At 39.4% G+C, this 23,824-nt stretch carries 22 protein-coding genes; 16 read left to right on the forward strand and 6 right to left on the reverse strand.

The features are described 5' to 3' along the window. Window positions 1-163: 163 nt before the first annotated feature. Complete coding sequence (glnE, locus tag B0185_RS02140) at window positions 164-3,025, forward strand: bifunctional [glutamate--ammonia ligase]-adenylyl-L-tyrosine phosphorylase/[glutamate--ammonia-ligase] adenylyltransferase (protein WP_005705554.1); 2,862 nt, start codon at window positions 164-166, stop codon at window positions 3,023-3,025. 59 nt (window positions 3,026-3,084) lie between these two features. After that, window positions 3,085-3,462, forward strand: a complete 378-nt coding sequence (locus B0185_RS02145) for a YacL family protein (RefSeq protein ID WP_005705561.1) — start codon at window positions 3,085-3,087, stop codon at window positions 3,460-3,462. A 98-nt stretch (window positions 3,463-3,560) separates the two neighbouring features. Here B0185_RS02145 and bioD read toward each other — a convergent pair whose 3' ends face one another. Both bioD and B0185_RS02155 read right to left on the reverse strand, forming a co-directional pair. Further along, a complete protein-coding gene (gene bioD, locus B0185_RS02150; protein WP_005705475.1) occupies window positions 3,561-4,280 on the reverse strand; it encodes a dethiobiotin synthase in 720 nt (239 codons plus the stop codon). A gap of 103 nt (window positions 4,281-4,383) precedes the next feature. Next, window positions 4,384-5,586 (reverse strand): ROK family protein, encoded by a 1,203-nt coding sequence (locus B0185_RS02155; protein ID WP_005705544.1) that lies wholly within the window; start codon window positions 5,584-5,586, stop codon window positions 4,384-4,386. 153 nt (window positions 5,587-5,739) lie between these two features. On the opposite strand from B0185_RS02155, the gene rnd reads away from it, so the two are divergent. The 5 genes from rnd to tsaB all read left to right on the forward strand — a co-directional run bounded on the left by rnd (window position 5,740) and on the right by tsaB (window position 12,443). Then, window positions 5,740-6,858, forward strand: a complete 1,119-nt coding sequence (rnd, locus tag B0185_RS02160) for a ribonuclease D (RefSeq protein WP_005705541.1) — start codon at window positions 5,740-5,742, stop codon at window positions 6,856-6,858. 15 nt (window positions 6,859-6,873) lie between these two features. Next, window positions 6,874-7,356 carry a leucine-responsive transcriptional regulator Lrp gene (lrp, locus tag B0185_RS02165; protein WP_005705549.1) on the forward strand — a complete coding sequence of 161 codons (483 nt, stop codon included), beginning with the start codon at window positions 6,874-6,876 and terminating at the stop codon, window positions 7,354-7,356. Window positions 7,357-7,370: 14 nt separating this feature from the next. Then, window positions 7,371-10,346 (forward strand): DNA translocase FtsK, encoded by a 2,976-nt coding sequence (locus tag B0185_RS02170; protein WP_005705510.1) that lies wholly within the window; start codon window positions 7,371-7,373, stop codon window positions 10,344-10,346. A 224-nt stretch (window positions 10,347-10,570) separates the two neighbouring features. Next, window positions 10,571-11,653, forward strand: coding sequence for a 3-deoxy-7-phosphoheptulonate synthase AroG (gene aroG / locus B0185_RS02175; protein WP_005705571.1), 1,083 nt, complete (start codon window positions 10,571-10,573; stop codon window positions 11,651-11,653). A 94-nt stretch (window positions 11,654-11,747) separates the two neighbouring features. Next, entirely contained in the window at window positions 11,748-12,443 is a 696-nt protein-coding gene (tsaB, locus tag B0185_RS02180; protein ID WP_005705478.1) for a tRNA (adenosine(37)-N6)-threonylcarbamoyltransferase complex dimerization subunit type 1 TsaB, read from the forward strand. A 29-nt stretch (window positions 12,444-12,472) separates the two neighbouring features. On the opposite strand, the gene purK is transcribed toward tsaB, so the two are convergent. From purK to purE, 3 genes are read right to left on the reverse strand one after another with little or no spacing between them, the layout of a single operon-like run. After that, the gene (gene purK / locus B0185_RS02185) at window positions 12,473-13,579 is read right to left on the reverse strand and encodes a 5-(carboxyamino)imidazole ribonucleotide synthase (RefSeq protein WP_005705565.1); all 1,107 of its coding nucleotides are present in this window, start codon (window positions 13,577-13,579) and stop codon (window positions 12,473-12,475) included. Window positions 13,580-13,600: 21 nt separating this feature from the next. Beyond that, window positions 13,601-14,566, reverse strand: coding sequence for an asparaginase (locus tag B0185_RS02190; protein ID WP_005705443.1), 966 nt, complete (start codon window positions 14,564-14,566; stop codon window positions 13,601-13,603). 2 nt (window positions 14,567-14,568) lie between these two features. Further along, window positions 14,569-15,066 (reverse strand): 5-(carboxyamino)imidazole ribonucleotide mutase, encoded by a 498-nt coding sequence (purE, locus tag B0185_RS02195; protein ID WP_005705548.1) that lies wholly within the window; start codon window positions 15,064-15,066, stop codon window positions 14,569-14,571. Window positions 15,067-15,269: 203 nt separating this feature from the next. Between purE and B0185_RS02200 the strand changes: the two genes are divergently transcribed. Next, on the forward strand, window positions 15,270-15,914 hold the full coding sequence (locus tag B0185_RS02200; RefSeq protein WP_005705513.1) for a glutathione S-transferase N-terminal domain-containing protein: 645 nt from the start codon (window positions 15,270-15,272) through the stop codon (window positions 15,912-15,914). Then, window positions 15,914-16,330 (forward strand): ClpXP protease specificity-enhancing factor, encoded by a 417-nt coding sequence (locus tag B0185_RS02205; RefSeq protein WP_005705515.1) that lies wholly within the window; start codon window positions 15,914-15,916, stop codon window positions 16,328-16,330. The genes B0185_RS02200 and B0185_RS02205 overlap by 1 nt, the downstream gene beginning before the upstream one ends. A gap of 47 nt (window positions 16,331-16,377) precedes the next feature. On the opposite strand, the gene B0185_RS02210 is transcribed toward B0185_RS02205, so the two are convergent. Next, entirely contained in the window at window positions 16,378-17,031 is a 654-nt protein-coding gene (locus tag B0185_RS02210; RefSeq protein WP_005705455.1) for an NAD(P)H-dependent oxidoreductase, read from the reverse strand. 384 nt (window positions 17,032-17,415) lie between these two features. On the opposite strand from B0185_RS02210, the gene B0185_RS02215 reads away from it, so the two are divergent. From B0185_RS02215 to B0185_RS02245, 7 genes are all read left to right on the forward strand, one after another. After that, window positions 17,416-18,219, forward strand: a complete 804-nt coding sequence (locus B0185_RS02215) for a WYL domain-containing protein (RefSeq protein WP_005705524.1) — start codon at window positions 17,416-17,418, stop codon at window positions 18,217-18,219. A 32-nt stretch (window positions 18,220-18,251) separates the two neighbouring features. Beyond that, window positions 18,252-19,061 carry a GTPase gene (locus B0185_RS02220; protein ID WP_005705525.1) on the forward strand — a complete coding sequence of 270 codons (810 nt, stop codon included), beginning with the start codon at window positions 18,252-18,254 and terminating at the stop codon, window positions 19,059-19,061. Between the two features lie 17 nt (window positions 19,062-19,078). Further along, entirely contained in the window at window positions 19,079-19,513 is a 435-nt protein-coding gene (locus B0185_RS02225) for a hypothetical protein (RefSeq protein WP_005705560.1), read from the forward strand. An 8-nt stretch (window positions 19,514-19,521) separates the two neighbouring features. Then, a complete protein-coding gene (locus B0185_RS02230; RefSeq protein ID WP_005705574.1) occupies window positions 19,522-21,246 on the forward strand; it encodes a dynamin family protein in 1,725 nt (574 codons plus the stop codon). 9 nt (window positions 21,247-21,255) lie between these two features. Next, window positions 21,256-22,779 carry a GTPase gene (locus B0185_RS02235; protein ID WP_005705538.1) on the forward strand — a complete coding sequence of 508 codons (1,524 nt, stop codon included), beginning with the start codon at window positions 21,256-21,258 and terminating at the stop codon, window positions 22,777-22,779. Next, window positions 22,773-23,054: a YkgJ family cysteine cluster protein gene (locus B0185_RS02240; protein WP_005705497.1), complete on the forward strand. Its 282-nt coding sequence runs from the start codon at window positions 22,773-22,775 to the stop codon at window positions 23,052-23,054. Before B0185_RS02235 ends, B0185_RS02240 begins: the two co-directional genes overlap by 7 nt. Window positions 23,055-23,159: 105 nt before the next feature. After that, a complete protein-coding gene (locus B0185_RS02245; RefSeq protein ID WP_005705540.1) occupies window positions 23,160-23,819 on the forward strand; it encodes a HEPN domain-containing protein in 660 nt (219 codons plus the stop codon). Window positions 23,820-23,824 lie beyond the last annotated feature (5 nt).

Here is a 23,824-nt window from a genome sequence, read left to right on the forward strand (position 1 = left end):
ATAGCCGATCTCTAACTCAGCTATGATAAGAGGTACACATTCTAATGTGAAATGTCTAACAATGCAAGTCTAAATTAACTAGAAGAGTAAGAAAGTAAGCGTTGCGATTTTGTTTTACAAGCAGTAAATTAAGCATCGAATTTGACCAAATCTCGGAGCTTTTATGCCACTATCCCTATTCCCTCCAGCACTTTCGCAAAAAATCGCAGAAAATCTACCGCTTATGAATGCGATTTCAATGTCTAGTTTTGTAAAACGCACGCTTTTATCTCAGCCTGAATTATTAAATCAATGGTTTGAACATTTGCCTAGTCCACAAGATTGCACACATTATACTGAGCGTTTAGATCAAGTGCTGCAAAATGTGCAAGATGAGGCGCAATTAGGCAAGGAACTTCGATTGTTTCGCCATCGTGAAATGGCAACACTTAGCTTTATTCAATCGAACAAATTAGCCAGCGTTGAGTTTGTTTTTCAAGCCCTTTCTGATTTGGCGGAGGCGATTATTTTACAGGCTCGTGATTGGCTCTATCAGCGTTGCTGTGCGGAATATGGCGTGCCAATGAATAGTCTGAATGAGCCACAAGAGTTGCTGATTTTAGGAATGGGAAAATTGGGCGGACGGGAGCTAAATTTCTCGTCAGATATTGACCTGATTTTTGTCTACCCTGATGCAGGCGAAACCGTGGGTGGGCGGAAAGCGGTCGAAAATAGCAAGTTTTTTACCAGACTTGGGCAGCGTTTAATTCGGACATTAGATGAAATAACTGCCGAGGGCTTTGCATATCGTACCGATATGCGGTTGCGCCCGTTTGGCGATAGCGGAGCATTAGTGCTTAGTTTTGCCTCAATGGAAGACTATTACCAAGAGCAGGGGCGAGATTGGGAACGTTATGCGATGATTAAAGCGAAAATCTTGGGTGAAGATTTGAGCAATCTCAACCATCGCTATTTAAAGCAGATGTTACGCCCATTCGTTTATCGCCGCTACTTGGATTTTAGTGCGATCCAATCGCTACGAGAAATGAAAGAGAAAATCAGCCGTGAGGTGGTTCGTCGTAATCTGATAGATAACATCAAGCTGGGTGCAGGTGGCATTCGTGAAGTCGAATTTATCGTGCAAACCTTTCAAATGATGCGAGGTGGTCGCGATAAAATCTTGCAAGAACGCAGTCTATTGACTGTGTTACCTCGCTTGGCAGAGCTAAATTTACTGACTATAGAACAAGTAACAGATTTACGTACCGCATACCTATTCTTCCGCCAAGTGGAGAATGTGTTACAGGCGATTGATGATAAGCAAACCCAAACCTTGCCAACGGATGAACAAGCTCAGCAATGCCTGATGTTAGCTACGCAGAAATATTTGATTGAAACTGAACAAGGAGAAATGTGGCTAGAGCACGCGATCCAAAATTGGGCGGATTTCTTGCAGGTGTTGGGGCAATATCAGGAAAAAGTGCGGGCGGTGTTTAATGCACTGATTGGGAAAGATGAAGAAGAAAATCCACCGCTTGTAAACGAGCAAATTACCTTATGGCGAGATATTTTGCATCTAGAAATGAGCGAAGAAGATTTGGTAAGCGTGCTGAAAGAGTATGCTGTGCAAGATGCGGATTATGCGGAGATTTTCCGCTGGCTTACCACAACGCTACAAGATTGGAGCCGTAAACCGATTGGCGTGCGTGGGCGTGAAGTGCTGAGAGTCTTGTTGCCGAAAATGCTTGATAAGATTTTCAGCCAACCGAATTATCTAATTTTACTGCCTCGATTGCTCAAGATTTTGGATAAAATCACGACCCGAACTACCTATTTGGAGCTCCTTACGGAAAAAGAGAAGATCTTGCCACAGCTGATTACACTTTGTGGTCAGTCGATTATGATTGCCGAGCAGATTGCCCGTTATCCAATGTTATTGGATGAATTGATGAGCAATAAAGGGCTTACGCAGGTGATTGATTTCCGTGATTATGAGCCTGCATTGAACGACTATTTGGTTCGTATTCCTGAAGAGGACGAAGAGGCGTTGATTGATGCGTTGCGACAATTCAAACAGAGCCAGATTTTACGTATCGCCTCAGCTGATATTATGGGCGTGTTGCCTGTAATGAAAATTAGCGACCATCTCACGTACCTTGCCGAAGCGATTATCGGAGCGGTAGTAAATATGGCGTGGAAAGCTATGAGCCAACGGTTTGGCGTACCAGAGTATTTGGGCGAAAATGAAAAAGGTTTTGCGGTGATTGGCTACGGAAAATTGGGCGGTATTGAGTTGGGCTACAATTCCGATTTAGACTTGGTTTTCCTACACAATGCCCCTGAAAATAGTGAAACAGTTGGCGGACGGAAATCGGTCTCTAGCCATCAGTTTTACTTGAAATTAGCTCAAAAAATTAACTCTATTTTTAACCTCAACACCAGTGCAGGTGTGTTATACGAAGTGGATATGCGGTTGCGACCATCAGGCGAAGCAGGGCTTTTAGTCAGTACTTTCAATGCCTACGATTTCTACCAGAAAAACGAGGCGTGGACGTGGGAAAGCCAAGCACTTGTGCGAGCAAGATGCGTGTATGGTACAGAAAATCTAAAAGCTGAATTTGATCAAATTCGTCAATCAACTTTAGCACAAAAACGTGATAAGGTGACGCTTAAAGCAGAAATTACAGGAATGAGAGCCAAAATGTATCAGCATTTAACCCAACCGCAAGCGGTCGAATTTAACTTAAAAACCGACAAAGGTGGCATTACTGATATTGAATTTATCGCCCAATATTTAGTGTTAGCAAATGCAGAAACCTCGCCAGAAATGGCGGTTTGGTCGGATAATGTCCGCATTTTCGACACGGCAATGGCGTACGGCATTTTAACTGAACCAGCAGGTGAACAGCTCAAACATTGTTACACGGCAATGCGAAACCGTATTCATCACTTGAATTTATTACGCCAACCAAGTTGCGTACCGATGAGTGAATTTGAAGCAGAACGGGATTTTGTCGGGGAAATATGGTCGCAAATTTTTCAGTAAAAACAACCGCTTGAAGTAGATAAGTAGCGTATAATAAGCCAATTTTAAACGGAGGAAAGATGGAATATCAATTTACCCATACGATGCACGGTGTGATTGCCCGTTGCTCAATGGATTACGAAGCATTTGCCCGTTGGCTAAACAATGAAATCGCAGGCGATCATAAAGCTTTAGATGCTATTTTAACTGAAATTGAACGTTGCAGAGTAGTTTATCCAAATCAGTATGAATTTGTATTTGAAGGTAAGGAATACAGCCTCTATTTCACTAACGATGAAGTGATGGTGAAGGCGAATAATTTAGAAGATGATTTTGATGAATCTCTGATGGAAGAGGGCTTTAATTTCTATAACGAAGAGAGCATCGCCTTTTGCGGGCTAGATGATTTTGAAGCCTTTTTGAAAGCGTATCACAAATTTATGAAGACCTATCATTAAGGAAAATAAAAAAGAGCGTTTAGCTTGATCTAATCTTTAATCAGTGAGAAATTTAGCCCAACCTTTTGGGATGCTGATCATTTAAAACGCTCTTTTTATTATTCCTTGAAAAACGCTAACAATGTTTCAGGATGTTGAATGTACTGTGACAGATCCTTCTGTTCTGGATGCCCGATATAGGGAATTTGTCCGAGAAGCGGGGCGTGGATTTTTTGCTTAAGCATTTTAATTAATTCCATATAGTGTCGTAATCCAGGGTTGATGCGGTTTGCGACCCAACCTAAAAGCGGAACGCCGCTATCTTTAATTGCTTGAGCGGTCAGTAAAGCGTGGTTGGCACAGCCTTCTTTGATGCCGACAACTAAAATCACAGGCATATTATTTTTTTGTACCCAGTCAGCAAAACTCAAATCTTTGTTAATCGGAGTAAGCCAGCCGTAAGTGCCTTCCACTAAAATATTGTGGTAGCTATTTTGTAAGCGTGCGAGATCAACATCCAATTTTTCCACGTGAATATTTCGAACTGCATCAAGGGCAGCAAAAACAGGGGTGCTAGAATGAATAAAGGTGTAGCTGTTGATTTCACGATAGCCAACAGGCACTGCAGTGCTGTTTAAAAGCGTGACAACATCGCTATTATCTTCGCTTGCATAGTCATCTAAATTTGGCTCTGTGGGTAATTCTTCTGCTCCCCCACAAGCGATTGGTTTATAAGGCACAGCCACGATATTATTTGCGGTCAAAACTTGCAATAATGCACGGGTTACAATCGTTTTGCCCACGTCGGTGTCTGTGCCTGTAATAAATAAAGAGGGCATAGGGTATCCTTTGGTTAGCTGGTTTTTAATTCACCAAGAAATAAAATAGAAAATGGTGGGCTTAAGACCCACCGGATGAATACCCTTTAGTCTATCGAATTTTTTAATCAGGGATTATGTTCTTGATCAAACTTCCTTCATAAATTCCCTGTTTTATCATTGCACACGGGATCAAAGTGCAGTTTTTATCAAAATGGCTTGTCACTAATTGCACATTGAGATCGCGATTGATCATTTTTTCATTCAATTTTTGTGTGATTTGCTCAAAGAGAGGGGCTTTAATGCGTAGCAGTGGAGAATCAAACAAAATTTTTTCGGTAGAGAAAATATTGACTAAATTCATTAACATATAGGCTAAATTGCTACTAATATGCTCTAAAATAGCCAGTGCTGTTGGATTTTTTGCTTCCACTTGTTCGCAGAAATGGGTGATTTTTGTCTCTTTCAAATGCTCGTCATCCATCTCGCAGTTTTTGGGTAGATGTTTGTCGATCAATTGAATTAACGCCTGTAAACTTGCTTGATTGTTGAGTTGATAGCGTTCGATGCTGTCTAATTCAGGGTAAATCTCATCACTTAATGCACTAAAACGAGGCATTAGCATATGATCTACATTCATATTTTGCTCGTGTAATAATGCACCTCGCAACAGAATGCTGAGACGGATGGCATCGTCAATTTGTAAGAAGATCACATTATCATCGCCAATTAAACTACCTAGCGTAGATTCTGCTAATAACCAGAGGTGGAAATGCTCATTGAGCAAAATTGGTTGAGAATAAACCACTTGTAATTTCTCTACGATGCGACATTTCAACGAATGCTGTCCAAGTTGAACAATGGTGTTTTTCTCAGCGTTAATGCGTCCAACGACAGCAATGGAAAGTGCGAGAATTTGTGCATCATTAAGCGGTTGATTTTGACGGAAAGTTTGCAAGTTTTCGGCAATAATCTCATCTAAGTTAGGATAATCGCTTAAAGAAAAGGTATAATCTTGGCGGTGAATGACTGAGCCATCTAATTTACAAAGCGAAATGGTAAGATGGTCTGCAAAAATCGTGAGGCAGAGCTGTTTCCAGAAAAAAGTAGAAACAGAAAGCCCGACTGCTGGTCTGCCGCGAGAGTTACAATCTTGCACGCTACGTTCTAAAATAAATTGTTTATCAATCAACAGTTTTGTAATGTTGGTAATTGAAGCGGGGGCAAGCCCTGAGAGTTTAGCAAGATCGGTACGAGAAATGAGTTCAAACTGTTCGGTTAGACGGTAAATATTGCCTATATTTTGAATTTTATTGCCAGTAATCATTAATTGACGTTCTCCATAATTTATTTTTTATTTGCTCCATTTGTTTTTATATTTTGCGGGAATTTTGTAGAAGTACAACCAATTTATACGCATAATGTGATCTAGTTCACATATTTATTTTTAAATTTAAAGAAAATCACGAGAAAAGCCGAAATGAATTCATCAATTCACTACCTTTGGGTGGAAAATGAGCAGCAATTAGCTGAAGTTTGTCAAAGTGCCCGCCAAGTACCTGTAGTAGCGTTGGATACGGAATTTATCCGTGAGCGAACTTTTTACCCGAAACTGGGACTAATTCAGCTATTTGATGGCAAGCAAGTCAGTTTGATTGATCCAACGACGATTAAAGATTTCAGTCCTTTTGTTGCGTTACTTGCCGATCAAGACGTTGCCAAAGTATTACATGCTTGCAGTGAAGATTTGGAAGTGTTTGAATGTGCTTTTAACCAATTGCCTACACCGTTGGTAGATACGCAAGTAATGGCAACTTTCTTAAATTTAGGCACATCCGTTGGTTTTGCAAAATTGGTGTTGCATTATTTAGATGTTGAGCTCGACAAAGGAGCTTCGCGTACAGATTGGCTTGTGCGTCCATTAAGCGAAACCCAGTTGCAATATGCCGCGGCGGATGTGTGGTATTTATTGCCGATTTATCAGAAAATGCAGGCAGAATTGGCTCAAACAAATTGGCAAAATGCCGTGAATGAAGAGTGTTCCGCTTTTTTAACGAAGCGTGAATGCGAGGAAGATTTAGACAAAGCTTACATCAAAATTTCAAATGCGTGGCGGTTAGAACCGCAGCAGCTAGCTGTGTTAAAATTACTGGCAAAATGGCGGGCGGAAGAGGCACAAAGTCGCAATTTAGCTTTGAATTTTGTGGTAAAAGAATCGAATTTATATGAAATTGCTCGTATTTTGCCAAAAAATCCTTCGCAATTGTTAGATTTTATGCACCCGAATGAAGTACGTAGACATGGCAAAAAAATCTTACGTTTAGTAGAGCAAGGCTTGAATACCCCTACGGAGCTTCATCCTGCCAAAATTGTACGTTTAGTGGATGAGCCTAATTACAAATATAGCTTAAAAGCCTTGCAGCAAAAGCTTGCCGAAATTCGACCGCTTGATCTGCCTGCTGAACTGGTGGCAAGCAAGCGTCAGTTAAATCAGCTATTTAGTTGGCATATCAAAGGGCGATCTTCTGATCGTTTGCCAGAGTTATTATGCGGTTGGCGAAAAGAATATGGCGAGCAATTGGTGAATGTATTTAATTAAAATGAGATAAACATTATGGAAGCAAAAAAATTACCCCGTGCATTAGATGCAATTGATTTAAAAATCCTGAACGAACTTCAACGCAATGGCAAAATTTCTAACATCGAACTTTCTAAACGAGTAGGGCTTTCGCCAACGCCTTGTCTTGAACGGGTTAAACGTTTAGAAAAACAGAACGTGATTATGGGCTATCGTGCCTTGTTGAACCCTGAACTGCTGGAAGCACCGCTTTTAGTTATTGTGGAAATTACGCTAGTGCGTGGTAAGCCTGATGTATTTGAGGAATTTAACCAAGCGGTGCAGCAGCTAGATGAAATCCAAGAGTGCCATTTAGTTTCGGGCGATTTCGACTATTTACTCAAAACGAGAGTTGCCGATATGGCGGCTTATCGTAAATTACTTGGTACAACGCTGTTACGTTTACCTGGTGTGAACGATACTCGCACTTATGTGGTAATGGAAGAAGTGAAACAGACAAATTATTTATTGCTTAAATAAAAAAAGGAAACATTGTGATTAGACGACTTAAAGGAAAAGAAACTGCCTTTAATTTTCTTTTTGCCTTTTGTGGCTTGTTTGGGATTTATCTTATTCTCGCGTGGGCAAGCTATAGCCCGTTAGATAATGCGTGGTCGGTGGCGAGTACCGCTACCAGCGAGCCATTAAACAAAACGGGTATGTTTGGGGCGTGGGTGATCGATTTGCTTTATGCTTTTTTTGGCAAAGTCGCCTTTCTCTTGCCGTTTAGTTTAACAGGATTTTCTGCTTATATGTTACTCACACAAGGGGCAGCAAATGCAACCTTGAAAGGCATTTTGCTCCGTAGTTTGAGCTTCTTTATGCTGATGATTGGTTTAGCAGGCTTAGCGAATACGATTTTATCGAACTCGCCGAATTATCTGGCGGGCGGTTTTGTAGGGGCGATGAGTCAAGGCTTGATGAGTGAGCATATTGGACAATTCGGTAGTTTATTTGTGGCAATGCTACTGACCGCAATCGGGTTCTATTTTTGCTCAGGTCAAACGCTTATTCCATTATTAATTCATTTCTATGATTGGGTAAATGCAAAAGATACCACAGCGGAAGAAAAACCTCTGCAAGTTAAATCCGTAGCCGAAGTTAAGCCAACCGAAGATGATTTGCAATTGGGTAATGAAAATTTACCGCTTGCAGCTGAAGAACCAACAGACGAGCGTGTAGACACTGTCATTTCGATAGATGAACAGTTAACAGATCTTACAATATTTAAACGCCCCAATATCAGTGGGCTACATCAATCTTCTATTGAAAAAGCTTCCGCTGAGCCTTCTTCTGAAATGAAACCAACGATGGTTGTGGAAACAGCGGAGATGCATCTGTTTAATCCTGCCGATATTCATACAGAGCTTCCACTGCCGAAAATTAATTTACCTGAGATTGAAACGGAAGTACTGCCAGCCCAAACCGAAAATAAGATTGGGTTGAATGTTGAACTACCCAAAGTGCGTTTAAATCCGATTGAACCACAAGCGGAGAGAGTAGAACAAGCGGTGGATTTTGCAGAAAATCTCGCAAATCCGACCGCTCAACCCCAAATTAGCGTGCGTTTAGTAAATGAAGATCCTGAACTTGATATGGCTGAGCAAGTGGCATTTGAGCCTGAAATGCCGCATTTTATGCAATCGTCACCTGTGATTAAAGTGATGGCGGAGACGGAAGAAAGCGAAGAGCAAGATGAAGATTTTGATGCGATTCGTGAACGTGAGTTTGCGGAAATGGAACGCCAGCGTTTAGCAGAACTTGAGGCTCGAGCAAAAGCGGTAGGCTTAGAGCATACTTTTAATAAGATTACGGAAGGTTCAAGCTATTTTGAAACGGACTTGCCAACCAATGTGCAAATTCGTACTGAACCTACACCGTCAAAATTCACTACACCGTTAAAAGCAGCCGTGGGTGCGGAAGGGCATAAAACCCCCGACTATCCCAGAGGAGGCTACGGTGAAACCTTAATTCATCCGTTGTTGCAAGGGAGTAAAAAATTAGAAAAACCGACGACCCCCTTACCCACATTGGATTTGTTGGAAGAGCATCATCCAAGCGGTCAGCAGATGACCGAGGGCGAAATTATTGCAACATCTCGCCGCATTGAAACTGCATTGGCAAATTATGGCGTGAAAGCGACGGTTGAGGATGTATTAGTGGGTCCTGTGGTTACCCGTTATGAGATTAAACCCGCAGTGGGCGTAAAGGCAGCGAAAATTACCTCGTTGGCGAGTGATTTAGCCCGCGAAATGATGTCTACTATTCGGATTACCGATGTGGTGCCAGGTAAGCCTTATATGGGGATTGAAGTGCCGAATCCGCATCGTGAAATTGTGTGGTTGCGAGATTTGATCGCAAGCGATGAATTCCGTTATACCCAAGCCAAATTGCCGATGATTTTGGGTAAAGATTTGGCGAATAAACCTGTGATTATGGATATGGTGGACACTCCACATTTACTTGTGGCAGGGCAAACGGGCGGTGGTAAATCGGTTGGGATTAATACGATGATTTTGAGCTTGCTTTATAAGCTCACACCTGAACAAGTTCGCTTGATTATGATTGATCCGAAACAGGTTGAACTTTCGGTGTATAACGATATTCCGCACTTGCTAACGCCAGTGGTAACCGATATGAAAAAAGCGGCAAATGCCTTGCGTTGGGCTGTGGATGAGATGGAGCGTCGCTACACCTTACTGACTCATTTAAATGTGCGTAATATTACAGGCTACAATAATAAAATTGATGAAGCTGAAGCAATGGGAATGCCAATTGCGGATCCAAGTTGGAAAGAGGGCGGTTCAATGGATAAAATGCCGCCTGCGTTGGGCAAACTCAGTTACATTGTTTTGGTGGTGGATGAGTTTGCTGATCTTATGATGACTGCAGGCAAAGAGGTGGAAGAATACATTATGCGTATTTCACAAAAAGCACGTGCAATTGGTATCCATCTGATTTTGGCAACGCAACGCCCATCAACCGATGTCATTACAGGCGTGATTAAAGCGAATATTCCAAGCCGTATTGCGTTTACGGTGGCAAGCCCTTACGATTCTCGCACTATTTTAGATAGCATTGGTGCGGAAAATTTGCTAGGTCGAGGCGATATGCTTTATTCCAAAGCAGGCAATCCGGAGTTGGTTCGTGTGCATGGGGCTTATATGAGCGATGATGATGTCGTGAATGTGGCGGATAATTGGAAAGCACGAGGCAAGCCAGAATATATTGAGAGTATTTTGGAGTCGCCTGCCGATGAAGAGGTAGGAGAGACGGGCGGTAGTGGCGATTTAGATGAGCGTTTTGATGAGGTAGTTGCTTTTGTACAAGAAACAGGCATTACTTCGGCTAGTGGTTTGCAACGTCATCTTCGTTTAGGTTTTAACCGTGCAGCACGTATTTTAGACCAGATGGAACGCGAGGGGATTTTGTCCTCACCAGATAAACGCGGTAAGCGTGAAATTATTTAACGTTAGTAGAAATAAGCGGCGATTTTTGCTGAGTATTTTGCAAAAGATCTTGCGAAAATCACCGCTTGTTTATTGCTTTCAATGAATATCTATCCATCATTTGTATAAATTTTATTGATCAAAGTAATTTTGTACTACTTTAATAGTACAAACCGTTTGACATTTTAATTTGATTCTACTACCTTTATAGCCACTTACTCATAACACAACAAGAGAGAAACACAATGTCTTATAAAAATGACGATCTTCGTATTAAAAATATTGAACAACTTTTACCACCGATTGCTTTATTAGAGCGTTTTCCTGCAAGCGATTTTGCAGCAGAAACAGTGGAAAAAACACGCCAAGCAATTCACAGAATTATTCACGGTGCAGATGATCGCTTATTAGTGGTGATTGGGCCTTGCTCGATCCACGATCCAAAAGCTGCACTTGAGTATGCTAATCGAATTAAAGCCATGCGTGCAAATCCAAAAATTAACCAAAATCTTGAAGTGGTGATGCGTGTATATTTCGAAAAACCACGTACCACTGTGGGCTGGAAAGGCTTAATCAATGACCCATATTTGAATGAAACTTACGCATTAAACGATGGTTTACGTTTAGGTCGTAAAGTGCTTTCAGATATTAACGATTTAGGTGTGCCAGCAGCGGGTGAATTTTTGGATATGATCACGCCACAATATATGGCAGACTTTATGAGTTGGGGGGCAATTGGTGCTCGTACGACAGAATCACAAGTACATCGTGAATTAGCCTCTGGTTTATCTTGTGCAGTAGGTTTCAAAAATGGTACCAATGGCAGCGTAAAAATTGCATTAGATGCAATTGCATCAGCAGAATCGCCACACCATTTCTTATCCGTAACCAAATTTGGTCATTCGGCAATCGTATCGACTGAAGGTAATCCAGATTGCCACATCATTTTACGAGGTGGTGATAAAGGCACAAATTACGATGCAGAATCAGTTGCGACAGTGTGTGCAGAGATCGAAAAATCAGGTCATCGCCCACACGTAATGGTGGATTTCAGCCACGCGAACAGCAGTAAGCAGTTTAAGCGTCAAATGGATGTATGTGAAGATGTTTGCAAACAAATTGCTGGCGGTTCAGATTTAATTTCAGGCGTGATGATCGAAAGTCATTTAGTCGAAGGTCGCCAAGATCTGAAATCAGGACAAACGCTTGAAGATTTAGTTTACGGACAAAGCATCACCGACGGGTGCATCGGCTGGGAAGATAGCGAAAAAGCACTATTCGCTTTAGCAGAAGCAGTTGAAGAACGTCGTCGTAAACATCAAAAATAATCAATCGTAGGGGCGGAGTTTATCCCCCGTCCTATTTTCATTTTATAAGGGCAGGGATAAACCTTGCTTCTACGTACAAATTAGAGAGTTTAGAATGAATCATACCATTCTCGCTTTAGATACTGCCACTGAAGCTTGTTCGGTGGCTTTGTTGCATCAAGGCGACATCACTTTTGAAGATGAACTTAGCCCAAGAACGCACACGCAACGCATTTTACCGATGGTAGATGGTTTATTAAAAAATGCTCATCTTTCTATCAAAGAGTTGGATTATTTAGTCTTCGGTCGAGGCCCTGGCAGTTTTACAGGCGTACGTGTAGGCGTGGGGGTAGCTCAAGGTCTGGCACTGGGTGCAGAACTTGATGTTGTGCCGATTTCAAATCTGACCACAATGGCAGAGCAGGCTTATCAAGAGCTAGGTGCAACAGAAGTGATTGCCTTGATTGATGCCAGAATGAATGAGGTCTATTTTTCGCAATTAATTCGTACTGAAAACGGTTGGATGGAGAAAGTAAAAGAGCAAGTTTGCTCGCCAGAACGTGCGTTAGAGCAGTTTCAATTAGATGACGAAAAGATTACCGTGGTGGGTACAGGTTGGGCTGCTTATCCGCAATTTGCTGAGCAAAATCTACTGCTTGTAATCAGTGAAATTACCTTGCCTTCAGCAAAATATATGCTTGCTTTAGCCAAACAAGAAATTGAGAAAGGGAATGTAAAATCGGTTGATGAAATCGAACCTGTTTATTTACGTAATGAAGTCACTTGGAAGAAGTTGCCGCATAAGCAGTAATAAGAAAGCAGGCATTTGCCTGCTCTTTTTTATCCACTCAATTTTTCAATAACCCAATCCAATCCAGAGTTAAAATCTTCTGTCAAATTTGGACGGAGTTGTTCGAGTAATTTTGTTAGCTCTGCTTTATCAGGATGGGTAAGATTAATATGTCCGACTTTACGTCCTACACGTACTTCTTTGCCATACCAATGTACTTGTGAGAATGGTAGATTTAGCCATTCATTATTATGCTCAATACCGATGAGATTTACCATTACACTTGGAGCGGTGGTTTTGAGTTCTGGCGTTGGGAGATTTAATAATGCTCTTAAATGTAATTCGAATTGAGAAATTGAACAGCCTAGTTGCGTCCAATGTCCACTATTATGAACGCGTGGAGCCAGTTCGTTGATGAGTAATTTATCACCTACTACAAAACATTCCATTGCCATTACGCCGATATATTCTAGTTCTTGCATAATGTTGCCGAGCATTTGTTCGGCTTGTTGTTGGAAAATGACTTGTTTAGGCAGCGTGACATCTGACACGCTGTAACGCAAAATACCATTTTGTTGTAGGTTATGAGTAATAGGGTAGAAACGGGTTGAACCATCTCTAAATCTTGCTCCAACAATCGAAATTTCGCCATCGAACGGAATAAATTTCTCCGCAATCACTTCACCAAACAGATCTGGCGTGATTTGTTCGATATTTTCTTTGGTGACAATCCATTGCCCTCGTCCGTCATAGCCACCAGTACGTCGCTTAACCACGACTTTTTCACCAATATTTTTGAAAATTTGCTCCCATTGATTAGGGTTTTCTAGTAATTGCCAAGGCGAAGTAGAAAGATGAAGCTGATCAAGTAATGATTTTTGCGTGAAACGATCGGCTAATCGCCCAAACACATTGAGGTTCACGAAGTTTTTGTGATTGCTAAGCAGTTGCGTCAGCGGTGTATCTGTCCAACGTTCGATTTCTGCGGTAATAATGCCGTTTTCTGCCAGTTCAAAGACAGGTGCATCAAAGGCGAGAGGGATAACATCAATATCCAGTGGTGCCCCCGCGTAACGTAGCATTCTGCCTAATTGTCCGTTGCCAAGCACATAAATAGGAGGGTAGATTGTGCTTTGAGTTTGCATCATTTTTTTCATAATAGTGAACCTAAATCAGAGTTAAAAATAGTGAGAAAGTGGTTTTTCGCGTTGTTGGTTGAGTAAAACCAACAATTTAATGCGTGCTTTTTGTCCGCTTAAACCTGTAGTAAAAATCACCCCTTGTTGCTTGAGTTCTTTACCTCCACCAAGATAGTCGTATACATCTTGAGTTACACCGTGGAAAGCTCGTGATACGAGTACAACGGGGATATTCGCCTCAAGTAATGCGTGCACGCCTTTAAGTGAAGTTGGTGGAAGATTTCCCGCTCCAAGTGCTTCAATAACCACGCCATCGCAGCCGTGATGGGCAAGCTGCTCAAGTAAAAAGCTATCCATTCCCGCATAGGCTTTAACTAATTGAATATTATTTTTGGTAATTTTTTGTACTGGGAAACTTTCGTAAGCGGTTAATTTTTGGAAATAGATTACGTTGTTTTTAGTAATCAATCCGCAAGGTCCAAAAGTAGGTGTTTGGAACGTTGCCACATTCGTGGTGTGCGTTTTGGTCACAAATTTTGCATGATGGACTTCATCATTCATGACCACCAATACGCCTTTGCCTTTCGAATCCTTGCTTAATGCCACCAAAATAGCACTTTGCAAGTTAATTAACCCGTCTGAACCGAGTTCATTGCTTGAGCGCATTGCACCAGTAATAGCGATCGGCACGTTGATATTGAGGGCTAAATCAAGGAAATAAGCTGTTTCTTCAAGCGTGTCTGTACCGTGAGTAATCACGATGCCGTCGAAATGTTCTTCATTGGCTGCTTTTTCAATACGATATTTTAGTACAAGCCAGTGATCGAGCGTGATGTGTGGAGAAGGCACGTTAAAAATAGATTCTTGATGTAATTCAGCAGGGTGATTAAGGCGTTCTAACGCATCTAACAATGGATTACGAGCTGAAGGCGATACTTTACCATTTTCGCCTTCTTTCATTGAAATCGTACCGCCAGTGTGTAAAATCAGTAATCGTTTTGCCATATTTATTCCGCTCGTGGATCAGGATTATTTAGCACGAGCTCAGTTTGAGCTTGGCGAAAAGCGTGGAGTTTTTGAGCAAGTTCAGGATTAAATGCAGCTAAAATTTGAGCAGCTAATAAACCCGCATTAGCGGCACCAGCAGGGCCAATTGCTAGCGTGCCAACAGGAATGCCTTTTGGCATTTGCACGATAGAGTAGAGGCTATCAACCCCACTTAGCGTAGAGCTTTTTACTGGCACACCAAGCACAGGTACAATCGTTTTCGCTGCAATCATTCCTGGTAAATGAGCCGCACCACCTGCACCTGCAATAATCACTTTATAGCCATTTTTTTCTGCATTTTCCGCAAAAGTGAACAGTTTATCTGGCGTACGATGAGCAGAAACCACTTCAACGTGATAAGGTAATGAAAATTGGTCTAAAATTTGGGTTGCTTCGCTCATCGTTGCCCAGTCACTTTTAGAGCCCATAACAATGGCAATTTCAGCTTTATTAGTCATATTTTTTCTCTATTTGAATTAAAAGTTTTCGTAGGATACCACAAAAAGCAAACGGTTGCTTTGCTTTTTCAAGCGGTGAGATTTTATCGTCCTTTCCCCAAAAAGTACAAAAAATAAAACCTGTGATTTTATCAAGCTGTTATGCTATAATACGCTACTATTTTTAGCAGATTTAATGAGCTTGAATTATTGGAGAAAGATAAATGACGAGTAGTGCAAATAAACGTTCGGTAACCACCTTATTTTCAGAAAAAAGTGATATTTATAGCCACCAAGTTCGCATCGTGCTAGCAGAAAAAGCTGTGCCTTATGAAATTGAAAATATCACGCCAGATGCTATTTCGGAAGATTTAATGGAAGTAAACCCATACGGTAGCGTGCCGACATTGGTTGATCGCGATTTAGTATTATTCAATTCTCGCATCATTATGGAATATCTTGATGAGCGTTTTCCTCATCCGCCACTTTTACCTGTTTATCCCGTTTTACGTGCGAAATGCCGTTTAACCATGTTCCGTATTGAACAAGATTGGTACTCTTTAATTGATATCGTAAATAAAGATCCTGCTTCAGCCCAAGGTAAAAAAGCATTAGCTCAACTTCGTGAAGAAATTTTAGCATTAGCCCCTGTTTTTGATGCGATGCCTTATTTTATGAGCGAAGAGTTTGGTTTAGCTGATTGTTATATTGCCCCATTACTCTGGCGTATGATTAACTTAGGCGTAGAGTTTACTGGTCCTGCAGCAAAACCTGTGAAAAACTATATGAACCGTGTATTTAAGCGCGATAGTTTTATGCAATCTGTGGGCGGTGCAGCCCCTAAACATTTAATGGATGATAAAGATTAATGAAACCATTACGCCCTTATATTTATTACGCTTATTACAGTTGGATTTGCGATAACAACAACACTCCTTATTTGTTGGTTAATTGCGATTATCCTGATGTGGATGTACCGATTGAGTTTATCCGCGATGGAAAAATCATCTTAAACATTTCGCCACGTTCCATTGGTAATTATGTGGTAGATGATGAAGGCATTTCATTTAGTGCGAGATTTCAAGGAATGATTCGCGATTTGTACGTTCCATTTGGTGCAGCTGAAGCACTTTATGCTCAAGAAACAGGCGACGGCACAATGTTCCAAGAGGAAGAATATTACAGCGAAGAAAGTTATCTTGCTCGTACTGCTAAAAAATCGGAAGAAGAGAAACCGAAAAAAATCGTGAAGAAAAAACCAACACATTTGAAGTTGGTAAAATAAATAAGTAAAAAAGCGGTCATTTTTGACCGCTTTTCTGTACAATTTCCTTACTCAACCCACTCAATCACTTCTTCAGTAGGCTTGCGATATTTCTTCTTAATCTCTTTGGCACGATAACCAAAAGTAACCATACAAGAAACACCCCATTCATTCGGATCGAACAAGCCCTCTTCGGCTAGAATACGATTCACTTCAGAGTAACTAAATCCTTCAATTGGACAGGAATCAATGCCAATCAGTGCTGCCCCTGTCATCATATTACCCAATGCAATATAGGTCTGTTTACTACACCAATCAAATAAAGTACGCTCACTTTCTAAGATTTGAATATCATCAGTTTGGAAAGTTTTATAACGAGCAATGGTTGCACTCATCTGCTCAGGCGTTAGGCCACGTTTTTCTAGCGAAGTGCAGAAAAACTCGCTATCAAAACGGGCATTTTTCTTCGCTAAAATCACGACTAAATGGCTCATTTCATTCATTGGGTGTTTAATGCCCCACGAAACAGGTGCGATTTTCTCTCGAATTGTCACATTTTGTAGTACCAAAAATTTCCACGGTTCAGAACCTACCGAACTTGGCGAAAGGCGACCGAGTTCTAAAATATAATTCATATCTTCACGGCTAATTTTGCGTGTAGGATCGTAAGCACGGCACGCTGCACGAAAATGAAAAGCGTCTAAAACTTGTTGTTTGTTCATTGTATCAATTCCTTTATTACCAAAAGAGTAGCTGTATCATACACGCATATTGTTGATTTGCAAAAAATTCCCGAATTTTAACCGCTTGTTTATTGAAGTTGTATCATAAATTCGATAGACTTTATTCATTTGCATATGAAACCTCGGAAGATATAATGCTGCTCAATCAATCAATCAATCAATCAATCAATCAATCAATCAATTAATCAATCAGGATTGTAGTCCTTTATTTTTTGCTTTCCAAATAAAAGCCATAAAATTGACGTATTGCCAATATGTCAATTTTATGGCTTTTTTCTTGTCAAAATTTTTAAATAAATTCCAACACGACAAACTTTGTCGTTCTGCATTCTTATAATTCGCCTCATCAAATAGGAGAATCTAATGAAAAACAGTATAAGCTCAAAGCAACGGTTTGTCGAAATTCTATTTATTTTGAATGAAGGTGAACGGGTTGATTTACAAAAAATGGCAGAAAAATTCGGAATGTCGCTACGCACATTACAACGCGATTTTAATGAACGCCTTGATTTCCTCGATTGGGAAGAAAAAGGGCCGCGGTATTACAAAATTAACCGCGAGTTTTACCAAGAAAAGCTTACCGAAAGCGTGCAAGTGAAAGGTGTGCAATATGAAGATATTAGCCAACTTAAAAAAGAATTCGACTTGCTGAAAAAAGCGATTGACGACCATAAAATGATCGATTTTAACTACACTAAAAGCGGTCAAAAAGAAGGAAAGTTTTACAAAATTGCACCTTACAGCCTGATTAATAAAAACGGCGTGTGGTATCTCATCGGTACAGACGAAGGCAAGAAAAAGACCTTCTGTTTCACCCAAATGCGAATGCTCAAAACGTTAAATGAAACTTTCGAACCAAACCAACAATTTATCGAAGAGATTAAAACTAATGATAGCATTTCGCACGGCAATCAGCTTAGTGAAGTCGTGATTAAAGTGTCAAGTTTTGCAGCACCGTATTTTACACGTCGAAATCTATTGCCAAATCAAGATCTGGTTCGAAAACTCGAAAACGGTGAGTTATTGCTTTCTTGCAAGAATGTAAACGAGCTGGATATTGTGCCAGTAGTTCAGTATTGGATTCCGCATTTGACGATTGTGAGTCCTGCAGAGTTGCAAGAGAAGATAATTGTTAGTTTGCAGCAATATATAACCAAATTTAAATAAATTTTATCTACTCTTTAATAAGGAAAATAAAAATGGCTTTTAGCAAGAAAGAAACTCAAGCATTCATTAATCAATTCCCAAATTATCGGGAAAAAATTGAGCGGTATATTCACTTGACATCGACAAGTGATAAACCTTGTGTTGCGGTCTTTGGTAAATATAACCACGGCAAGAGCACATTGCTCAATGCTTTAATCAATCAAAATAATTATTTTAAAGCATCTGATAAACGAGAAACGCAAGTTAATAAAGTATTCTTAGATCAAAAGAATAATTTAGCGTGGCTTGATACGCCAGGACTAGGTGCTGATGTTCACGGAATAGATGATTTCGAAGCAAATAAAGGGGTCTTTGTTTCTGCGGATATTGTGTTAATTATTCATACATTGAAAGCAGGTGAGTTAGATAAGGAGGAAGTTGAACACATTAAACGTCTATTAAATACCTCTAAAAATGATAATAAATTATTGGTACTTACCCAAATCGATGAAACAAATGCAGAACAGCAAGTGCAGGCTGTTAAGCGTATTAGAGAGCAAGTACCTCTATTCGAACCAATTTTGGTATCTGCGAAACGTTATCTAACTGGTATAGAGAAACAACAACCCCAATTAATGGAGCGAAGTGGAATACCTGAATTAAATCAAAAGATTTTAGGTTTAACAAAAACGGTACAGAAACAACGAGAAACTGAAATAAATAAACTTAAAACTGAATTAGATGGTTTATTAAATAATCGTATTTCAGAAATAAATAGCGAGATCTCATTAATAAAAAATGAGAGAAAAGCAAAACGCCAAGCATTTTCACATCAACTTGATCAAATTTTAAAATCAATCTAACAGAGAGGGACTAAATTATGGCATTACCTTGGATTATTGGTGCAGCAGTTGTAGGCATCGCAGGCGCAGTTGCAAAATCAATTAGTGATGATAGAGAGGAAGAGGAGCGTAGAGCGCGTCGCCGCAGAGAGGAAGAGAGAGCTCGATTAGAAAAAGAACAAGCTGAAAAACGCGAGGCAGAAGCTAGACGTGCTAGAGAAATAGAAAAACAACGTCAAGAAGCCGCTCAAAAAGCAAAAGAAGAGGCTATTCTTAATCGTTTGAATAGTTTATGTAATGAATATGGCGTTAATAGTTTTGACTCTAGAATTATTTCTATAATCAAGAACATTGGTGTAGATGATGCTAAAAGACAAATTTTAGAGATTTGGGATGAAAAGCAAGATCAACAAAAGATAGAAGATCTTACTAATAAACTTCATGGATTACGTAAATTTCAATTAGGATTGTAGAGGTTAGTATGCAACAAGGCTCATTAAAACAATTTTTTGATGAGCTTAACCAATTTGCAAGTAAAATGAATAAAAACCATCAAAAAGAAGGTGAGTTAAAGCAAAAGGTTGAGTACATCAAAAATTTATTAAGCAATTCAAGTCATTTCGATAATAAAGCATTAACAAATGAACATCAGTTAACAGCATTAATTGCCGAATTGACAAATAGTTTAAAAGTTAAATTTACCGAATGGGATAAAAAAATTGTCGCAACTTCACCAATGCAAAATTTATCGAAAACTTTTGAAGATAAAATTATTTTCTTAGTATTTGGTAAAGTCAATGCAGGAAAAAGTTCTTTTAGTAATCAAGTCGTAGACTTGTATCGCTCTCTTTTCCCTAACGATCATATTCGCCGCTTTGCATTAAAAGATAATAAGATAGTAACTATTGAGGGCGATTTTGCTGAAGGCTTTACTGAAACTACAGCTCAAATTCAAGGTGTAGAATTAGGCAAATACTTTGTATTGTTAGATTCTCCAGGATTACATTCCACCGAGGAGAAAAACGGAAATTTAACTAAGCAATTTGTGGATAGTGCCGATGCTGTGTTATGGCTTACACCTTCAAGCTCTCCAGGGCAAGTTCAAGAGTTAGATGAGCTTAAGTATGAACTTGAAAAAGGTAAGCCATTATTACCTGTAATTACTCGATCTGATGAAACAGAGGAAGATTGGGATGAAGTTGCTCAGGATATTATTGCTGTTGTTAAAGATAAAACACCTGATAATCGCAAGTTACAAGAAAAGGATGTGTATGGACGTCTTGAACAAAAGCAGAAAAGCGAAGGTACAATAAAAATAAAAGAGACGAGAAAACCTATTTCTATTTCAGTTTATACTTTTAAATCTCATCAAGATTTAAATAAAGCTGGTTTTGCTCGTTTATTTAATGAAATGGCAGAACTCGTGAAGAAAGCTGCAAATTATAAAGGTGGAAAGGCGAATAAACAAATTGAGAATTTTATCAATAAAAATGTACTTTCATTTTTAAATAGTGAAATTAAAACGCAGATTTCATCAATTTCTATTCAAACAGAGAATGTACTTAGTAAGTTAGAAAAAGATCGAAAAATGATTACCGATCTTGTAGAAGGTAATGCACATAACCATACTTATGAAATAGTGAATAAACATAGAAAATCACGGGATAAGAATGCGATTGTACAAGATATAAATAGCCTTATTTCACAGGCTCTTGGTCAAGAAATTGCTAAGCGTTTAGAGGGTTTTGTTTCTTCATTAAGTCAAATTTCTGTACAGCTTGATAGTTCTAGCATTAAAGATTTTGAAGATCGAAAAATTACTTATCAACAAGAACGTGGTGCGAGTAAAAAATCATTAGCACAAGCAGGTGGAGCAGCTGGTGGGGGGGCTGCTGGTGCGGCTATTGGAACGGCGATTTTACCAGGTGTTGGTACAGCGATTGGTGGCGTTGTAGGAGGATTGCTTGGTGGTTTCCTTGGTGGTGCTGCAGGTTCTGCAATGATTGATATTGAAACTGTTACCGAAATTGTTGGAGTTGATACCGAGCAAATGGAAAAAAGTTTAAAAGAGCAGATTTCAAATGGTATTAAACAAACCGTAGATCGTCAGCTAAATAGTATTATTGCTCAAATTCAACCGCTTCAAGAAACCTGTAACCACTTAGAAAGCGAAGTAAATAAACTTATTAAAGAATTTCAAAGATAAGGAATTTATATGGCGAATCAATATTCACAAGTATTTGAGTTGGTAACGCAAACTAAACAAATAGCAAATTCATATCAATTTTCCTCTGCCTCGTTAAGCGAAATTCAGAAAGAAATGGATAACAGCGTATTAAATATTATGCTTTATGGGGCATATAATGCCGGTAAAAGTACATTAATTAATGTGCTTTCGGGTAAAGAGGTTGCACCTGTTGCGGATATTCCCAAAACCGATAAAGTGGATCGTTATTCTTGGGGAGACTACATATTACTGGATACGCCAGGTGTGAATGCACCAATCCAACATGAAGATGTAACTCTTGAACAATTAAGTCGCTGTTCTGTTATTCTCTTTGTTATTCGCGATGGCGACATGGACTCAAAAGATGTTTATGATCGTTTATTCGATTTATTACGCAAAGATAAAAAAATCTTTATTGTGTTAAACAATCAGTTAAGTAATGAAGAAGATAAATATCAAGCTGCCCAGCACATTCGAGATCTTCTAGTAAAATTTGCTCCAAATCATCAAGTTAATTTGGATAAATTAGGTGAAGTCGAAATTTTGCCTATGAATTTACGAACTGCATTGAAAGGCAAAGAACTTAATAAAGAACCATTATTAGTACATTCCTGCTATAGTGAATTTATTGAACGTTTTAATGCTTGGACTGCACAACAAAATAGCGAACGCCAACGTTTTAATGGCTTTAAGAACTTTGTTAATGAACGTTGGTATTCTCCATTGCTTGAAAAGATCACGAGTTTAAAATCGGCTCAAGATCAAGAAAAAGCAAGAGAATTGATTGATCAGAAAAATGAATTAAATGAACGTAAGAATATCATTTTTAATCGTGTTTCTGATGCTATTCGCATGCAATCTACATCAAATAGAGAAGCAATCTCTACAATATTACAAAATTGTAGTAGTGAATCTCAGGTACAATCTGAAATGAGCCATATTTTTCAAAAAATGAGTTCATCGATTGAACAAACAATGCAAAAAGGATTGTCAGATTTTAATTTTAGTTTTAGTACTAATTATTCTGTACCTACAGGCGATTTAGTACCTAGCAATGCCCTTGCAGATAAAATGAAAGATATGGGGAAAAATTTATTGACGGATCAAAATATGCTTAAAGAAGGATTGCTTATCGGTCGTAAACTAAAAATTCCACCATTGAAAGGACGCTGGGAAAAAACTTTAGGTAGTTGGGCTGGGAAAGCTGCGGTTGTGTTGCAAGTTGCCTCGGCAATCTGGGATATTTACTCATCACAAAAAGAAGAGGAAGAAAGAAATGCTCAGCAACGTAGAGCAATACTTGAATTAAATCAAGCGGTTGAAAATATAACTACTGATTTTATCAATGATGCTTATCAAGCTGTGGGAGAAGCAATTAATCCATTCTTTGATCAGCAAATTGACGAAATTCAACAACAGCTTGATTCATTAAAGTCGGAAAATAGTGCTTTAGATGACGCATTGAAAACTGTTACTCAAAGCCAAACAGCAATGTTGGCAATTCAATGGTAATTTCAAGTTTAAAAGGCGAAAAAATACTTTCGCCTTTCCCCTGCACAGCCTGCGGCAAATGCTGTCAAAACGTAGATAAAAGTGAGCAAACAAAATTTTTAGATCGCGGCGATGGCACTTGTTACCATTTTGATGAGAACACTAAATTATGTTTAATCTACGAAAATCGACCACTTGTTTGTCGAGTAGAGCAGTATTATCAAACCTATTTAAAAGAAATCTATGAATGGGAAGAATTTGTTAAACTTAATTTAGAAATCTGCCAAAAGCTATAAAATCACACCACAAAAACCGACCCAAGTGGTCGGCTTGCTTTTAAAATTTACAAACTTGCCAATCTATACCATAATAGCTCAATTTTGACTATATCGGAGCCTATTATGTTACTTGCAGAACAACTCGAAAATCTGACCGCTTATTATAAAGAAAATCGTGCTGATTTTAATGATAACTTTCGCTTAAAAATGCACCGTACGTTAAGTTGGCTGAAAAAAGCCAATGAAGAAGAAAATTTGGATTTCAAATTTATTGCCCTTTGGATTGCTTTTAATGCAGCGTATGCTGATGAGTTAAACAAAGAAGAGGTTGAGCGTAAGGTGTTTCACCAGTTTATTACACGCCTTTGCGAATTGGATACCGAACGTTTGCTTTATGGGATTATTTGGGATGAATTTCCCGGTGCAGTAAGAACATTGTTGGATACGCCTTACACATTTCAGCCATTTTGGGATGCACATAATGGCTTGCTAGCAGGCAAAGAGTGGAAAATAATGTTTGCGGCTGCAAAGAAAAAAGCGAATTTTGCATTTGAAGAGCAAGAAACAGCAGAGGTGTTAGAAGTTGTCTTTGGGCATTTATATACGCTCAGAAATCAGCTTATCCATGGAGGTTCAACTTATGATAGCAGTGCGAACCGCAAGCAATTGGAAGATGCCTGTGCATTGCTTTCCTTATTTGTGCCTGCGATGGTGAAAATTATGCTGCGTAATGATGATGAGCCTACTTGGGGTAAGCCGTATTATCCTTATGTTCAACAATAACAATA

It is taken from the genome of Haemophilus parahaemolyticus (genome assembly GCF_002015035.1).
In the GTDB taxonomy this organism is placed as follows: Bacteria; Pseudomonadota; Gammaproteobacteria; order Enterobacterales; family Pasteurellaceae; genus Haemophilus_A; species Haemophilus_A parahaemolyticus.

Coding starts and splice junctions, on each gene's coding strand:
- glnE (WP_005705554.1), top strand. CDS start 164: ATGCCACTATCCCTATTCCCTCCAGCACTTTCGCAAAAAATCGCAGAA.
- B0185_RS02145 (WP_005705561.1), top strand. CDS start 3,085: ATGGAATATCAATTTACCCATACGATGCACGGTGTGATTGCCCGTTGC.
- bioD (WP_005705475.1), bottom strand. CDS start 4,280: ATGCCCTCTTTATTTATTACAGGCACAGACACCGACGTGGGCAAAACG.
- B0185_RS02155 (WP_005705544.1), bottom strand. CDS start 5,586: ATGATTACTGGCAATAAAATTCAAAATATAGGCAATATTTACCGTCTA.
- rnd (WP_005705541.1), top strand. CDS start 5,740: ATGAATTCATCAATTCACTACCTTTGGGTGGAAAATGAGCAGCAATTA.
- lrp (WP_005705549.1), top strand. CDS start 6,874: ATGGAAGCAAAAAAATTACCCCGTGCATTAGATGCAATTGATTTAAAA.
- aroG (WP_005705571.1), top strand. CDS start 10,571: ATGTCTTATAAAAATGACGATCTTCGTATTAAAAATATTGAACAACTT.
- tsaB (WP_005705478.1), top strand. CDS start 11,748: ATGAATCATACCATTCTCGCTTTAGATACTGCCACTGAAGCTTGTTCG.
- purK (WP_005705565.1), bottom strand. CDS start 13,579: ATGAAAAAAATGATGCAAACTCAAAGCACAATCTACCCTCCTATTTAT.
- B0185_RS02190 (WP_005705443.1), bottom strand. CDS start 14,566: ATGGCAAAACGATTACTGATTTTACACACTGGCGGTACGATTTCAATG.
- purE (WP_005705548.1), bottom strand. CDS start 15,066: ATGACTAATAAAGCTGAAATTGCCATTGTTATGGGCTCTAAAAGTGAC.
- B0185_RS02200 (WP_005705513.1), top strand. CDS start 15,270: ATGACGAGTAGTGCAAATAAACGTTCGGTAACCACCTTATTTTCAGAA.
- B0185_RS02205 (WP_005705515.1), top strand. CDS start 15,914: ATGAAACCATTACGCCCTTATATTTATTACGCTTATTACAGTTGGATT.
- B0185_RS02210 (WP_005705455.1), bottom strand. CDS start 17,031: ATGAACAAACAACAAGTTTTAGACGCTTTTCATTTTCGTGCAGCGTGC.
- B0185_RS02215 (WP_005705524.1), top strand. CDS start 17,416: ATGAAAAACAGTATAAGCTCAAAGCAACGGTTTGTCGAAATTCTATTT.
- B0185_RS02220 (WP_005705525.1), top strand. CDS start 18,252: ATGGCTTTTAGCAAGAAAGAAACTCAAGCATTCATTAATCAATTCCCA.
- B0185_RS02225 (WP_005705560.1), top strand. CDS start 19,079: ATGGCATTACCTTGGATTATTGGTGCAGCAGTTGTAGGCATCGCAGGC.
- B0185_RS02230 (WP_005705574.1), top strand. CDS start 19,522: ATGCAACAAGGCTCATTAAAACAATTTTTTGATGAGCTTAACCAATTT.
- B0185_RS02235 (WP_005705538.1), top strand. CDS start 21,256: ATGGCGAATCAATATTCACAAGTATTTGAGTTGGTAACGCAAACTAAA.
- B0185_RS02240 (WP_005705497.1), top strand. CDS start 22,773: ATGGTAATTTCAAGTTTAAAAGGCGAAAAAATACTTTCGCCTTTCCCC.
- B0185_RS02245 (WP_005705540.1), top strand. CDS start 23,160: ATGTTACTTGCAGAACAACTCGAAAATCTGACCGCTTATTATAAAGAA.